This window comes from Aquirhabdus sp., assembly GCF_046462495.1.
In the GTDB taxonomy this organism is placed as follows: Bacteria; Pseudomonadota; Gammaproteobacteria; order Pseudomonadales; family Moraxellaceae; genus Aquirhabdus.
In genome coordinates, this window is the sequence record NZ_JBKGVE010000003.1 from 388,244 (window position 1) to 401,246 (window position 13,003).

General features: G+C 47.2%; 14 protein-coding genes. 9 read left to right on the forward strand and 5 right to left on the reverse strand.

Annotated elements, in window-relative coordinates:
* Positions 1 to 238: 238 nt before the first annotated feature.
* Positions 239 to 955: a ribonuclease PH gene (gene rph / locus ACLHG7_RS03365; RefSeq protein ID WP_114899782.1), complete on the reverse strand. Its 717-nt coding sequence runs from the start codon at positions 953 to 955 to the stop codon at positions 239 to 241.
* A gap of 189 nt (positions 956 to 1,144) precedes the next feature.
* Here rph and ACLHG7_RS03370 point away from each other — a divergent pair, with 189 nt between their 5' ends.
* From ACLHG7_RS03370 to ACLHG7_RS03380, 3 genes are all read left to right on the forward strand, one after another.
* Positions 1,145 to 1,720: a TMEM175 family protein gene (locus ACLHG7_RS03370; protein ID WP_410209640.1), complete on the forward strand. Its 576-nt coding sequence runs from the start codon at positions 1,145 to 1,147 to the stop codon at positions 1,718 to 1,720.
* Between the two features lie 99 nt (positions 1,721 to 1,819).
* A complete protein-coding gene (locus ACLHG7_RS03375) occupies positions 1,820 to 2,659 on the forward strand; it encodes an arylamine N-acetyltransferase family protein (protein ID WP_410209641.1) in 840 nt (279 codons plus the stop codon).
* Between the two features lie 17 nt (positions 2,660 to 2,676).
* Positions 2,677 to 3,291 (forward strand): class I SAM-dependent methyltransferase, encoded by a 615-nt coding sequence (locus ACLHG7_RS03380; RefSeq protein ID WP_410209642.1) that lies wholly within the window; start codon positions 2,677 to 2,679, stop codon positions 3,289 to 3,291.
* Here ACLHG7_RS03380 and ACLHG7_RS03385 read toward each other — a convergent pair.
* On the reverse strand, positions 3,275 to 4,138 hold the full coding sequence (locus ACLHG7_RS03385) for an alpha/beta fold hydrolase (RefSeq protein ID WP_410209643.1): 864 nt from the start codon (positions 4,136 to 4,138) through the stop codon (positions 3,275 to 3,277). The genes ACLHG7_RS03380 and ACLHG7_RS03385 overlap by 17 nt on opposite strands.
* A 20-nt stretch (positions 4,139 to 4,158) precedes the next feature.
* Positions 4,159 to 4,941, reverse strand: a complete 783-nt coding sequence (locus tag ACLHG7_RS03390; RefSeq protein ID WP_410209644.1) for a nitroreductase family protein — start codon at positions 4,939 to 4,941, stop codon at positions 4,159 to 4,161.
* A gap of 367 nt (positions 4,942 to 5,308) precedes the next feature.
* Here ACLHG7_RS03390 and ACLHG7_RS03395 point away from each other — a divergent pair, with 367 nt between their 5' ends.
* From ACLHG7_RS03395 to ACLHG7_RS03410, 4 genes are all read left to right on the forward strand, one after another.
* A complete protein-coding gene (locus tag ACLHG7_RS03395) occupies positions 5,309 to 5,728 on the forward strand; it encodes a DUF1801 domain-containing protein (protein WP_410209645.1) in 420 nt (139 codons plus the stop codon).
* A 673-nt stretch (positions 5,729 to 6,401) separates the two neighbouring features.
* Positions 6,402 to 7,529, forward strand: a complete 1,128-nt coding sequence (dnaJ, locus tag ACLHG7_RS03400; protein ID WP_410209646.1) for a molecular chaperone DnaJ — start codon at positions 6,402 to 6,404, stop codon at positions 7,527 to 7,529.
* A 213-nt stretch (positions 7,530 to 7,742) separates the two neighbouring features.
* Positions 7,743 to 8,552: a 4-hydroxy-tetrahydrodipicolinate reductase gene (gene dapB, locus ACLHG7_RS03405; protein ID WP_410209647.1), complete on the forward strand. Its 810-nt coding sequence runs from the start codon at positions 7,743 to 7,745 to the stop codon at positions 8,550 to 8,552.
* Between the two features lie 65 nt (positions 8,553 to 8,617).
* On the forward strand, positions 8,618 to 9,292 hold the full coding sequence (locus tag ACLHG7_RS03410) for an START domain-containing protein (protein ID WP_410209648.1): 675 nt from the start codon (positions 8,618 to 8,620) through the stop codon (positions 9,290 to 9,292).
* 80 nt (positions 9,293 to 9,372) lie between these two features.
* On the opposite strand, the gene ispH is transcribed toward ACLHG7_RS03410, so the two are convergent.
* Complete coding sequence (ispH, locus tag ACLHG7_RS03415; RefSeq protein ID WP_410209649.1) at positions 9,373 to 10,323, reverse strand: 4-hydroxy-3-methylbut-2-enyl diphosphate reductase; 951 nt, start codon at positions 10,321 to 10,323, stop codon at positions 9,373 to 9,375.
* Positions 10,324 to 10,513: 190 nt separating this feature from the next.
* On the opposite strand from ispH, the gene gmk reads away from it, so the two are divergent.
* Together gmk and ACLHG7_RS03425 are read left to right on the forward strand one after the other, a co-directional pair.
* Positions 10,514 to 11,137 (forward strand): guanylate kinase, encoded by a 624-nt coding sequence (gene gmk / locus ACLHG7_RS03420; RefSeq protein ID WP_410209650.1) that lies wholly within the window; start codon positions 10,514 to 10,516, stop codon positions 11,135 to 11,137.
* Positions 11,138 to 11,314: 177 nt separating this feature from the next.
* Positions 11,315 to 11,944, forward strand: a complete 630-nt coding sequence (locus ACLHG7_RS03425; RefSeq protein ID WP_410209651.1) for a DsbA family oxidoreductase — start codon at positions 11,315 to 11,317, stop codon at positions 11,942 to 11,944.
* A gap of 5 nt (positions 11,945 to 11,949) precedes the next feature.
* Here ACLHG7_RS03425 and ACLHG7_RS03430 read toward each other — a convergent pair whose 3' ends face one another.
* Entirely contained in the window at positions 11,950 to 12,894 is a 945-nt protein-coding gene (locus tag ACLHG7_RS03430; protein ID WP_410209652.1) for a hypothetical protein, read from the reverse strand.
* Positions 12,895 to 13,003 lie beyond the last annotated feature (109 nt).

A 13,003-nucleotide genomic window follows, 5' to 3' on the forward strand; every position in this document is an offset into this window, starting at 1 on the left:
TTATTAAGCATCCTTGATTGATCAAACCATTAGATACCTCTCCCCTGAGATATCGCCCGATAAGGCTGGAATTGATCATTTACCCCACCATAATTATAAAGAAGTTCGGTTTATTTTTAAGCGCGAAGAGTGCTGTACCGATCACAGATTGTGATATTTTTTAAATAAAACAACCATAAAGCGAGACAAATAAAAAAAGCCCATTTAAAAAATGGGCTTTTTTTAACATCCTTAAAACTTACCAGCCAAGTGCCTTCTGCTGTAGCAAGATCAGATCCTTGATGCCATCTTCTGCCAAAGCCAGCATCTGATTACATTGCTCACGGCTAAACGGTTTCGTCTCAGCAGTGCCTTGAATCTCGATAAACTCGCCGGATTGGGTCATCACCACATTAAGGTCGGTTTCGCACTTGGAATCCTCTTCGTAGCATAGGTCAAGTAGGGCTTCGCCCTTGTACATGCCTACAGAGATTGCTGCAACCAGACCTTTAAGCGGATCGGCCGTCAGTTTCTTTTGCGTCATCAGCACACCCAGTGCATCCACCAGTGCTACCGCACTGCCTGTGATCGCAGCGGTACGGGTGCCACCATCCGCTTGCAACACATCACAGTCGATAGTGATGGTGTTTTCTCCCATCTTTTTCAGGTCTACCATGGAGCGCAGGCTGCGACCGATCAAACGCTGAATCTCTTGAGTACGGCCAGTCTGCTTACCGCGAGCAGCTTCACGGTCATTACGTGTATGGGTTGAACGTGGCAGCATACCGTATTCAGCGGTGATCCAGCCTTGGCCAGTACCTTTTAAGAAGCGCGGCACGCCATGTTCAATACTGGCAGTACACAGTACACGGGTGTCGCCAAACTCAATGAGCACAGATCCTTCTGCATGACGCGTGAAATTACGAGTGAAGGTAATTGGACGTAATTGGTCATTACTACGTTGATCGTGGCGCATGAGCTGTCATTCCGATAAGATGAAAAAAGAACTAAATGGGGTCTGCGGACATTCTATGGTGAATGATCGTCGTTGAGTTTCATTATAATGGGTATCGACGATGATTAATCCGTAAGAAGGATGTATTTTTTCCAATCCTGTTGGACAGATCGAGAGCAATATTTTACCTTTTGAGAGCTTAAACCCACCATGAATACCAATCGATTAGAAGCCTTTAGTGATGGGGTGATTGCCATCATCATCACCATCATGGTGTTAGAGATCAAAGTGCCTCACGGCGAGACACTGGATGCGCTCATCCCACTGATTCCTGTACTCCTCAGCTATGTGCTGAGCTTTATCTATGTCGGGATCTACTGGAACAACCATCATCACTTTATGCATATGGTACACAACGTTAATGGCAGAATCCTGTGGGCCAATCTGCATTTGTTGTTTTGGTTATCACTGATTCCCTTTGCGACGGGCTGGATGGGTGAAAATCATATCGGGGCTGTGCCTGTTGCGCTCTATGGTCTCATCTTATTTATGTGTAGTGTCGCCTACGCCATACTGGTCAGCGCGGTACTGCGCTTACAGGGACAAGATCCTAAGCTGGCCGCTGCGGTCGGACGTGACTATAAAGGCAAGATTTCGACCATCCTGTATCTGGTCGCGATACCACTGGCCTTCGTCAATCAATGGATCAGTATTGCGCTGTATGTGACGGTGGCGATCATTTGGTTCTTGCCGGATCGACGGATTGAGAAGGTACTGGTGGATTAAGATTCTGATTTGTACATGAGTCGTTGCTTTTACTCATTACCTTTGTCGGTTTCAACAAAATTGTTTCTACAATAGAGTTTTGACTGGCTGAGAAACGCAATGTCTATCGCACAAAGATATCTAAACAAGATTGGCTATGTCGGTTCTCTTGAACCGACTCTGGATCTTCTCAAAGTACTGATTAGTTTACATGCCGAAGCCATTCCTTTTGGAAATCTTTCCTGCTTTATCGGCGAACCCATATCCATAGCCCCTGATGACATCGCAACCAAGCTCCTAGACTCAGGACGTGAGGGGTATTGTCTTGAGCATAGTACCCTGACCCGAGTTGCTCTGAAGGAGCTCGGCTATCAGACCCGAAATTTACTCGGTCGGGTCTACTACCAAAATACTCCACAAGCCACCCCAGCCAAAACACATCTGGTCACAGTCGTGACGCTGGATGACAAAGACTATCTTTTTGATCCCGGATTTGGTGGCATGACGCCAACGGGGTTGATTTCCTTTGATCTCGGAGATCAACCGCAAAATACACCGCTTGAATCTTTCAGATTGGTTAAATCCGCGGATACAGGTCTGCATCCAGATACACTTGAAGGGATCGAAGTAATGCTGCAATCATATGTGCGGGAGACGTGGATTAATGTTTATGGCCTCAATCCACATGAGCTAGTCACGCATTCTGATGCGGTATTGGCGAATTGGTATATCTCCACCTCGCCGCAGTCACTGTTTACTCAGCAACTCATGGTTGCTCGCGCTACCTTCACCGAACGGACAACCATGAATGGGACGACCATGCGGACACATGGCATGAACGGCTCCAAAACCCAGAAGCTGGAATCATTCAATGATTTTCAAAAGGCCATTGAGGACACGATGCACATCAATACGCACGAACTGGATTTAATGCGTGTTTATGAGCGTGTAAAGGGCTGAAATAGGACTTAACGTTTATGAGCGAAACACATTGGGAACAGGTCTATTCAAAGAAATCTGCTAATGAGGTCAGTTGGTTTCAGCCGCGTGCTGACTTGTCCCTTAAGCTGATTGCTGCGACCGATACGCCTTATAGTGATGCCATTATTGATGTAGGTGGTGGTGCATCAACACTGGTGGATGATTTATTAAAAACAGGCTACTCAAATCTCACGGTTTTAGATTTATCTGCCGCTGCCTTACAAACATCTCAACTTCGTTTAGGTGAAGCTGCGGCACAAGTGCAGTGGATAGCAGCCAATATCACAACAGCTGGTTTACCCGAACAAACCTATGCGATTTGGCATGACCGCGCTGTATTTCACTTTCTTACAACGCCCGCCGAACGACAGGCCTATATCGATATCCTACGCAAGTCACTTAAGCCGGGTGGTCATGTAATTATTGCCACTTTCGCAGAAGATGGCCCCATGCAGTGCAGCGGTCTACCCGTAATGCGGTATAGCCCCGCTGCATTATGGGCTGAGTTAGGATCATTACTCACGTTGATACACTCCGAAGAAGAGCTACACTACACACCATTCAACACGACCCAGAAGTTTATCTATTGTTACTTTAAGTATTCCCCCTGATGCGTGATTCAATGATCGTCGCCAAGGTTTGTGGCGCTTCTTCTGGAATCCAGTGACTTAAGTTTTTCAGAATTTCTAGTTTGTAATCGGCATCCACAAAGCGATGCGTCAGCTCAGCACCCGCCTTGGCTAAGGCCACATCCCCTTCACTCCAGACATGCGTGGTCGGAATTTTGACCTTGGTCAGCATAGTTTTGGGGTTCATAAACGGCATAGCGCGATACCAGTTAATCGCCGTGGTCAGTGCCCCACGATCTACAATGTCATGCTTAAAGTGCTGAATTTGCTCTGGGGTCATGCCTGAATTTTTAAGCAATCCTTTCATAGTTGTCGTTTTCATCGTCAACCACTCGGGCACCCGTGGTAGTTGAAAAAGGAACATATAGTACGATTTAAACAGTTGATCACTGCTGAGCATTGACCGCACATAAGCCCCTGGATGCGGTACGGAGACCGTGGTCAAAGTCTTGATCGGATGGGTATGTCGCTGCGCAACCCGCCATGCCACCATAGCGCCCCAGTCATGTCCAACCAGATGGATCGGCTGAGCAATCCGGTCAATCAGTGCCTCAATGTCAGCCGCTAAAAGATCCAAACGATAGTCACTGCGTTTTTGCGGTCTAGCCAATGGCGAGTAGCCGCGTTGGTCAGGGGCAATGGTGCGATATCCCGCTGCATTCAAAAGACTGCTCACCGCTGCCCACGACTCTTTGGTGGATGGAAAACCGTGGAGAAAGACGACCACTTCGCCATCAAGTGGACCTGAATCAACGACATCAAAGGTAAGTCCCTGATGCGTGAACTGACTGATTCTTTGGCTGATCTTTGCATTACTAAGCTTGGCCATCTTGAACTCCACTAACAACATTAAACCTTACGGATAAACAGCTCACGGTCAAAACGCACTTGCGGCCAGAACACGCCGTCCAGTTCCCGCTCACCTGCCCCTATCACCATGATCGGGAGTTCGGCAGAGGATAAATTCAGAATCTTACGGACCCGAACTTCATCAAAGCCTTCCATCATGCAGGTATCAAAGCCATAGGCACGCAGTGCCAGCACCAAGTTTTCACACGCCAATGCAGTACTTTTGGTCGCCCAGAGTTTGACATCCTGACGATTAAATGGACCGCGTGGCACAGCAGTGAATAATCCGCCTAATGCCACAGCCGACTTCTTCACAGCGGCAAAACTATTCAATGGGCCTGGGTTATAGCTTAAGGGAATCAACTGATAGTAGCGTTTGACCAAAGGGGGCAACTTGGGCGTAGGCCACTCGCGCAGCATTTGTCTAGCGAACTCATCAATGCGGTCGGTACGGGCAACACAAACAATCAGCTCTTGCGCGGTGGATGCCGCGAGTTGACTCATACAGGCTTTGACCAGTTGTTTTTTCTTGCTTGGCGTGCGCACCACATAAAAAGTCCACGGCTGGAGGCCGGATGAATTTGGTGCCAGCATTGCCATATCGAGGCAATCATCCAGCACCGCTTCAGGAATCGGCTTACTGGTAAACTTGCGCACAGAACGGCGGCTTTGCAGTACTTTTCTAAAATTTTCGACATCAATATCGGTCGGTGCAGGCTCGTAATAGCGAGACTTGCCATTCATCATTACGGTTTTGGTTGTATCAGGTTCAACTGATTTCATGATTCTCTCGCCATGTCTGTGTTTTTAGGGGTGTGGGTTAAACATCTTGATCTTAAAATTTCAGCTTTACTCGGCAAAATAAATGCTGGCCCATTAAAGCATGACAGCCCTATTCATACCTTAGCGAACTGTGCTTAACAATAGCAGCCAAATCTTTACCTTTTTAGACAATATTTATTGTCAGTTTAGTCATGTTACACAGGTTCTTAATTGGAATCTAGTTATGAAAACTGTTGCGTCATCTTACACATCTCTACATAAATCAGTTGATCAGATGCAATCCACCCCAGTACTCTACTCAGGCTGGCATGGATGATGGACACTGAAGCAAAATCGAAAAATAGCCCAATATAGAAGTGGATACAACATGGAAAAGAAAACGGCGACCAGTGGTGAAACCCCGACCCAGTTGATTGATGCAAAGATCGCAAGCTTAGATGATTGGCGCGGTAAAACCCTAGCCCATGTGCGTGCGCTGATCAAACAGGCTGATCCTGATGTGATTGAGGAGTGGAAATGGAGCGTTCCGGTGTGGTCTCACGATGGGATCATCTGCACGGGTGAGACGTATAAAAAAGCGGTGAAGCTCACCTTTCCGAAAGGTGCTACGTTGCCGGATCCGACGGGACTCTTTAATTCTAGTTTAGAGGGCAATGTCAGGCGGGCGATTGACTTGCATGAGAGTGTGGAGATTGATGAAGTGGCTTTTAAGGCGTTGATCTTGGCGGCGGTGGGGTTGAATCGGGGGGGAGGCTGTGAGTTATCAGATGCTGCGGATGGGGTTTAACCCATCTGTTCTCTGATGTGTTAACTACTACCCCTCAAACAATGAATATGCCCAATTTATAAAAGCAAGAGATACACAAATGAAAAACACAGATATGCCTAGACTGCATAATGCATCAATAGCCATCGTGATACCGATTAACACCAATGGTACAGCTATATAAACGACAGCCAAAAAAATATATATGTGGCGTTGTTGAGCTTTGGGTAAGTCTTTAAATCTCAATCGCATCACTTTGTCCACCCTCCGTTTGCTCTCATTTAACTCATCCGTCTGAACAAGTTCGCTATCGATCGGAGATAGGAAGAGAATGGCTCAAATAACTCAGCCCAGCTATATACCTGCTTTACTACCGCTGGATTAATACACTCACGGAGTTCAGCCCATGGAACCTTTTGAATTTCCGGCTCATACAAACACATCAACATTTCCAAACAAATTTAAGATGAGATTATTTCTATTAGCAAGCATAGGATGAGTTTTAACTCATCACTCTTTATTCAACTCTGCCTCTAATCTACAGTCTCCCAAACCTCAAAACCACCCAAAACCCACTATTTTCCAAATTTCCCACTTTCTTATCGTCTAACTCTCTTGAAATGCATTCACCCTGCCCTCATCAAGCCGTCATTAGCCCTATTCTTTAGTTTTTATTTGTGGAGTGTTACCGCTCATGGCGAAGCGTGATTATTACGAAGTGCTGGGTGTCGCTAAAGGCTCAAGCGAAGACGAGATCAAAAAAGCCTATCGCAAACTTGCGATGAAATATCATCCAGACCGCAATCCAGACGACAGTTCTGCGGAAGCCAAATTCAAAGAAGCTTCCGAAGCTTATGAAATCCTCTCCGATGCCGACAAGCGTTCTGCTTATGACCGTATGGGTCATGCGGCATTTGACGGTATGGGTGGCATGGGCGGTGGCGGCGGTTTTGGTGGCGGCAACTTCCAAGATATGTTCGGTCAGTTTGGCGATATCTTTGGGGATATGTTCAGCGGTCGTCAAGGTGGTGGTCAATCACGCCAACGTCGCGGTGCCGATCTGCGCTATGTAATGGAACTAACCCTTGAAGAAGCCGTCAAAGGCGTGAAAAAGAATGTGACCTTCACCGCACCAGCACCCTGTACTGCATGTGATGGCAAAGGCGCAAAAGATCCGAAAGACGTACAAACTTGTGGTACCTGTCATGGTGCGGGTCAAGTGCGTATGCAACAAGGTTTCTTCTCGGTTAATCAAACCTGCCCAACCTGTCACGGTCGCGGCAAAACCGTTAAGAACCCCTGTAATGTCTGTCATGGCAGCGGCGTGAAAGATAAATCACGAACACTCGAAGTCAGCATTCCAGCCGGTGTGGACAACAGCGATCGCGTGCGTCTAACCGGTGAAGGTGAAGCAGGTGGTGCAGGTGTACAACCGGGCGATCTGTATGTAGAGATCGTGGTTAAAGAACACAAAGTGTTCCAACGTGATGGCGCGGATCTGTATATGGAAGTGCCTATCAGCTTTACCGATGCTGCACTGGGTAAAGATGTTGAAATCCCAACCCTTGATGGTCGCGTCAATCTGAAAATTCCAGAAGGCACACAAACCGGTCGTCTGTTCCGCTTGCGTGGTAAGGGTGTGAAACCTGTGCGTACTACGATGACGGGCGATCTACTCTGCCGTGTCACGGTTGAAACGCCAGTGAACCTGAATAACCATCAAAAAGAACTGCTGCGTGAGCTGCAAGGCTCGATGGATAACGGCGCGCAATCACCGAATAAAAAATCTTTTTTTGATCGCATTGGCGAGTTTTTCTCATAAGCCCTGTGTAAGACATATACAAAAAACGCCAGCGAATTTTCGACTGGCGTTTTTTTATGGACAATCTATTAGAATCGACTACGCGTTTGACGGAGTTTGTACGCCATCATGGATTCTTTTCAGCTACAATTCATGCCGTTCAATTTACATTTTAAAGGCAACGCTTCCTCTAAAATCAAGTAGAAGCAAGATGCCACAAGGACTTTAAACCGTATGACTACCTCCACACGCATTGGGATTTTAGGGGCTGGCGGCCGCATGGGACGCATCCTCATTCAAGCAGTCGCTGAAGCAGGCGCTACACTGGCTGCCGCAGTGGTATCACCAGGCAGTTCGCTGATCGGCGCGGATGCTGGCGAGATGGCAGGGATTCGTAAAAATGGCGTGAAGATCGTCGGCAATCTTGCCGATGAAATCTTGCACTGCGACGTGGTCATTGACTTCTCTACCCCTGCTGCAACCATGACCCATCTGGAAATGTGCCGCGCTGCGGGAAAAGCAATTGTCATTGGCACCACAGGTTTGACTGAAGAACAGTTTGCCTTGATTGATGAAGCCGCACAGGATATCCCCGTGGTGTATGCCGCCAACTACTCTGTCGGCGTCAATGTCTCACTCAAACTTCTGGAACTGGCTGCAAAAGCCTTTGGCGATACCGTTGATATTGAGATCATCGAGGCGCATCATCGCCATAAAGTCGATGCACCATCAGGTACTGCGTTTATGATGGGTCAGTCGGTCGCGGTTGCTTTGGGTCGTAATCTTAAAGAAGTTGCGGTGTACGGTCGTGAAGGCCACACGGGCGCAAGGGATCGTCAAACGATTGGCTTTGAAACCATTCGCGGTGGTGATATTGTTGGTGAACATACCGTGATGTTTATTGGTGAAGGCGAGCGGGTTGAGATCAAGCATATGGCTACCAGCCGTATGAACTTTGCCAGCGGTGCGGTGCGTGCTGCGATCTGGGCTACGCCTAAATCCCCGGCTCGCTATGATATGCAAGATGTCTTAAATCTAAAATAAACAGTAGCGCACGCGGCTCCACTAGCGTGCCGTTACATCGATAACAAGGATAAGGAAAGACTGCCATGAAGAAGATGCTCAAAGTTGTCCTATTGCTCTCCACGCTAACGCTGGTCTCCAGTGTCTATGCCGAAGCCACGCCGCAGAAACTTGCGATTGATCGCGATGGGGTTAAAGTCTGGACCTATAAGGAAGACGGCAATCCCACCATGAACTTCCGCGCCACCACCGTACTGGACAGTACCCTAGTCGGAGCTGTTGCCGTGGTCATGGATACTGATCACTCCGCAGAGTGGGCACCCTATACCGGCAAAGCACTGATTCTGGATCGTAATGATCAGGCGGGTACATTTATCCTGCGTATGGATCTCGACTTTCCTTTCCCGCTCAAAGACCGTGATGTAGTGATCTCAGGCCGTTTGAGCCAAGCACCAGATGGTGTTGTCACCATCAAGAATGATGTAACGACTGATGGTCGCGCACCCGTGCGTGATAAATTCATCCGTATCGACCACTACCAAGGACTCTGGCAGTTCAAACCGCTGCCAAAATCTGCAAGCGGTAAGCCACAAGTGGAAGTCACGGTGAGTGGCTATGCTGATCCGAATGGCATGTTGCCAAAAAGCATTGTGAATCTGTTTGTGCAAGAACAACCGTTTGAAATGCTGCGCAATATGAAAAATTATGTCAAAGCGGCAAAGTATCAGCAGGCGACTGTGGTGGGTGTGAAAGAGTTTTAATGATTTCACACAGATAATCTATGCAAATAAAAAGCCCCATTCCTAAATCCAAGAATGGGGCTTTTTTTTGCTTTATCGCTTTAAGCCTGCGTCACCGCTATCCGCAGTTCTTTAGGCATGGAGAACACCACGTTCTCTTCACGCCCTGCTAGCTCAACTGGTGTCTGACCGCCCCACTCACGCAAGCGTTGAATCACTTGGCTGATCAATATCTCAGGGGCCGATGCGCCCGCAGTCACACCGACTTGCTTGGCATCTTTAAACCATTCGCGCTGCATCTCGTCAGCATTATCCACCAGATAGGCATGCACACCTTCACGCTCGGCCAGCTCACGCAGACGATTAGAGTTGGAAGAGTTCGGTGAACCAACCACCAGAATCACATCGGCTTTGACTGAGAGATCACGCACAGCATCTTGGCGGTTTTGGGTGGCATAGCAGATATCATCTTTACGCGGTCCTTGAATCTCAGGGAAGCGGCTACGCAGCGCATCAATCACACGCGCGGTATCATCCATCGACAGTGTCGTTTGCGTCACGAAAGCTAGTTTGCGATCCAGACGAACCTCAAGCTTAGCCACATCTTCTTCATCTTCCACCAAGTAAATCTTGCCACCGAAGCCTGTATCGTACTGCCCCATGGTGCCTTCGACTTCAGGGTGGCCTTGGTGCCCAATCAAAATCGCATCCACCCCTTCACGCGCATAGCGGGTGACTTCAATATGAACCTTGGTCACCAGTGGACAGGTGGCATCAAACACTTTTAGCCCACGGCGAGTCGCTTCGGTTTGCACCGCCTTAGAAACGCCATGCGCACTGAAAATTACGATGGCATCGTCAGGCACCTGATCCAGCTCTTCGACAAACACCGCACCGCGCGCACGGAGATCGTCCACCACAAACTTGTTATGAACAACCTCATGGCGCACATAAATCGGCGCACCAAAGACTTCCAAGGCACGATTCACAATCGCGATCGCTCGATCTACGCCGGCACAAAAACCACGCGGGTTTGCTAATACGATATCCATGATGGCTACTCTAACTCTGGTCTACAAACAGATGACGATGCTTATAAGCGATTTAAATTTCATTTTGCACTATAGATTACTGCATTGTGCAGCTTTTTATGTACTATATTGCCTACCCATATTTTATGCTGTTTTCATACTGCACAGTGTATGAGTAACACTTTTAACGAAAAGATTTTTGGAGAATCGCATGGCGGGCTTATTATTTGTGGTGGCTGCGGCCTCTGGCACAGGCAAAACATCACTGGTCAAAGCACTCCTTGAGCGCACACCCGAGCTCTCCTTGTCGGTTTCTCACACCACCCGCGCCATGCGTCCGGGTGAAGAAAATGGTGTGCACTATCACTTTACGGAAAAAACCGTCTTTGAACAAATGATCGGCGATGGCTATTTCATCGAGCATGCCGAAGTGTTTGGCAACTATTATGGGACGAGCCATATCGGTGTCTCAGAACAGCTTGAACAAGGACATGATGTTTTGCTGGAGATCGACTGGCAAGGTGCCGAGCAAGTACGCAAGATATTCCCTAAATCGATTCAGATCTTTATCATTCCGCCAAGTCTTAAAGCCCTGCGCGAGCGCTTGTCCAATCGCGGTCAGGACAGCGAAGAAGTCATTCAGACCCGCTTGAATGGTTCAGTGGAAGAGATTCGCCAGCATGTCAACTTTGACTATCTGATCGTCAATGATGACTTTGATGCAGGACTGTCTGATCTGCGTGCCATCATCCGTGCGGCTGGTCTCACCTCGGCACAGCAAGTGGTTAAGCAGCAAGATTTGCTAATTGCTTTATTGAACGGATCACATGACTAAATCGCAGCTTTAACGCATCAGACATTTAATCGATGCGTAAGACACCGAAGTCTTACGCATCAGTGACATAACACCTCAAATCACACGCCTTGCATCACGCATAATCACCCCCATATTTAACGCACATCGACAACAGATGTCACTCGTGCTGACTAGAATTTGGATGGGAGCTTGTATATGAAAGTTGATATTTGGTCTGATATTGTGTGTCCATTTTGCTACATCGGCAAACGCCGTCTTGAAGCCGTTGCTGCAGAAGCCGGCATCACCCTCGATGTGACGTGGCATAGTTTTGAACTCGACCCTAATGCACCGACCAACCACTCAGAAGACCTCGCCACGCGCTTAAGCAAAAAATATGGCAGAACCCTTGAGCAAGTTGCCGAGATGCAAAAAGGTATCATCGCTGCGGGAGCTGAAGAAGGCATTCACTTCAAGTTTGATATTGCCCGCTCAGGCAACAGTTTTAATGCCCATCGCATCATTCATCTAGCAACCGAGAAAGGTCTCGGCAATGAAGCTGAAGAGCGCTTCTTTAAAGCCTACTTTATCGAAGGCGAAGCGATCGGTGATCGCGATACCGTTGAACGCTTGGCGATCTCGATAGGGCTTGATCCTGCGGAAGTGAAAAATGTGTTGGATACCGATCTCTATGCCGATGCAGTCCGTCAGGATGAAGCCATTGCTCAGCAAGAACTGAAAGTATCAGGCGTGCCGTTCTTTGTCTTTAATAATCGTCTTGCGGTCTCAGGTGCTCAACCTCGTGAAGTATTTCATCAGGCGTTTCAGCAGGCGGCAGAATCGTAAGGCAGTTATTTTACCTTTTTATCCTCTATTCCTAATGCTGCCAGATCACCCTCATCAACTGCACGCAGGAATAATGCTTTTTTTTGCATCACTTCTTGCTGCTCGGTAGGGGTTAGGTGATTCATCAGTTCATCTTCCAAAGACAAATTACAGGCTGATCCTGACAAGCAAGATAATTGTTGATCCAGCGCATCTTTAGAGCATTCTCTGCCCAGATCACAAGCAGCTAATCGGATGGCAAACTGTCCGACAACCCCTTTACTCTCCGCACCTTGCCAACGTTTAAGTATAATATCCTGAACAGAATTTATTGCATCAGGTTCTTTGGAAAGAATAACTTCTTTTAAAAGAGGGATTATCTTGTCGCGCTCCCCCTGACTCGCTAAAAGGATCATTCTGTCCACGGCACTAGAGTAACTCTCTCCGCTCACCACCCTTTCAGACAATCGCTCTTCTTCAGCAAAATACTGTTTGGCCGTTTTAAACTCATGGCTAAAGGTAGAGCAAATGCTATAAAGGTGCTGAATTGCGGTGTTTTGATCTGGGGTATGATTTGGGAGAGGGTTATACATGCTCTTGGGAGAAAGTGTTAACGCCTCGTCAGAGGGCGAAGAGATAAACTGTTTACAAAATGATATGGCTTGCTCCGCTATATATAGTTCATCAGGATTCTTGCTCTCTTTATATTTTAAATAAAGCCCATGCAGATCATCACTCAGTTGATATTCATGGTTTAGAGCAACAGCATGTTTAAGATTATGCTGAAAAGGAGTGATTGGTGAACTAGGCTTGTCGATAACTTGAGGACTCGTAGTTATTGAATTTTGTTTTTGGAGTATCGGAACTGAATTTGGTTGTGATTTTGAGGTGTGCGTAGATGAATTCAATAGCGTATAAATAAAAATGAATCCCAATATAAAAAATAAGATAATGAGAAGCTTCTTAAGCATACAAAATTTTCCTCAACTAAATCATATTATGGCATCTCAAGATAGTAGCCAAAAGCATCGCCACAAAATACACCAATTGGAAAAACATAAATGCTTTTTACAATCAAAT

What these genes read in the sequence shown, in the direction of transcription:
- rph (WP_114899782.1), bottom strand. Translation starts at nt 955, where the DNA reads ATGCGCCACGATCAACGTAGTAATGACCAATTACGTCCAATTACCTTC.
- ACLHG7_RS03370 (WP_410209640.1), top strand. Translation starts at nt 1,145, where the DNA reads ATGAATACCAATCGATTAGAAGCCTTTAGTGATGGGGTGATTGCCATC.
- ACLHG7_RS03375 (WP_410209641.1), top strand. Translation starts at nt 1,820, where the DNA reads ATGTCTATCGCACAAAGATATCTAAACAAGATTGGCTATGTCGGTTCT.
- ACLHG7_RS03380 (WP_410209642.1), top strand. Translation starts at nt 2,677, where the DNA reads ATGAGCGAAACACATTGGGAACAGGTCTATTCAAAGAAATCTGCTAAT.
- ACLHG7_RS03385 (WP_410209643.1), bottom strand. Translation starts at nt 4,138, where the DNA reads ATGGCCAAGCTTAGTAATGCAAAGATCAGCCAAAGAATCAGTCAGTTC.
- ACLHG7_RS03390 (WP_410209644.1), bottom strand. Translation starts at nt 4,941, where the DNA reads ATGAAATCAGTTGAACCTGATACAACCAAAACCGTAATGATGAATGGC.
- ACLHG7_RS03395 (WP_410209645.1), top strand. Translation starts at nt 5,309, where the DNA reads ATGGAAAAGAAAACGGCGACCAGTGGTGAAACCCCGACCCAGTTGATT.
- dnaJ (WP_410209646.1), top strand. Translation starts at nt 6,402, where the DNA reads ATGGCGAAGCGTGATTATTACGAAGTGCTGGGTGTCGCTAAAGGCTCA.
- dapB (WP_410209647.1), top strand. Translation starts at nt 7,743, where the DNA reads ATGACTACCTCCACACGCATTGGGATTTTAGGGGCTGGCGGCCGCATG.
- ACLHG7_RS03410 (WP_410209648.1), top strand. Translation starts at nt 8,618, where the DNA reads ATGAAGAAGATGCTCAAAGTTGTCCTATTGCTCTCCACGCTAACGCTG.
- ispH (WP_410209649.1), bottom strand. Translation starts at nt 10,323, where the DNA reads ATGGATATCGTATTAGCAAACCCGCGTGGTTTTTGTGCCGGCGTAGAT.
- gmk (WP_410209650.1), top strand. Translation starts at nt 10,514, where the DNA reads ATGGCGGGCTTATTATTTGTGGTGGCTGCGGCCTCTGGCACAGGCAAA.
- ACLHG7_RS03425 (WP_410209651.1), top strand. Translation starts at nt 11,315, where the DNA reads ATGAAAGTTGATATTTGGTCTGATATTGTGTGTCCATTTTGCTACATC.
- ACLHG7_RS03430 (WP_410209652.1), bottom strand. Translation starts at nt 12,894, where the DNA reads ATGCTTAAGAAGCTTCTCATTATCTTATTTTTTATATTGGGATTCATT.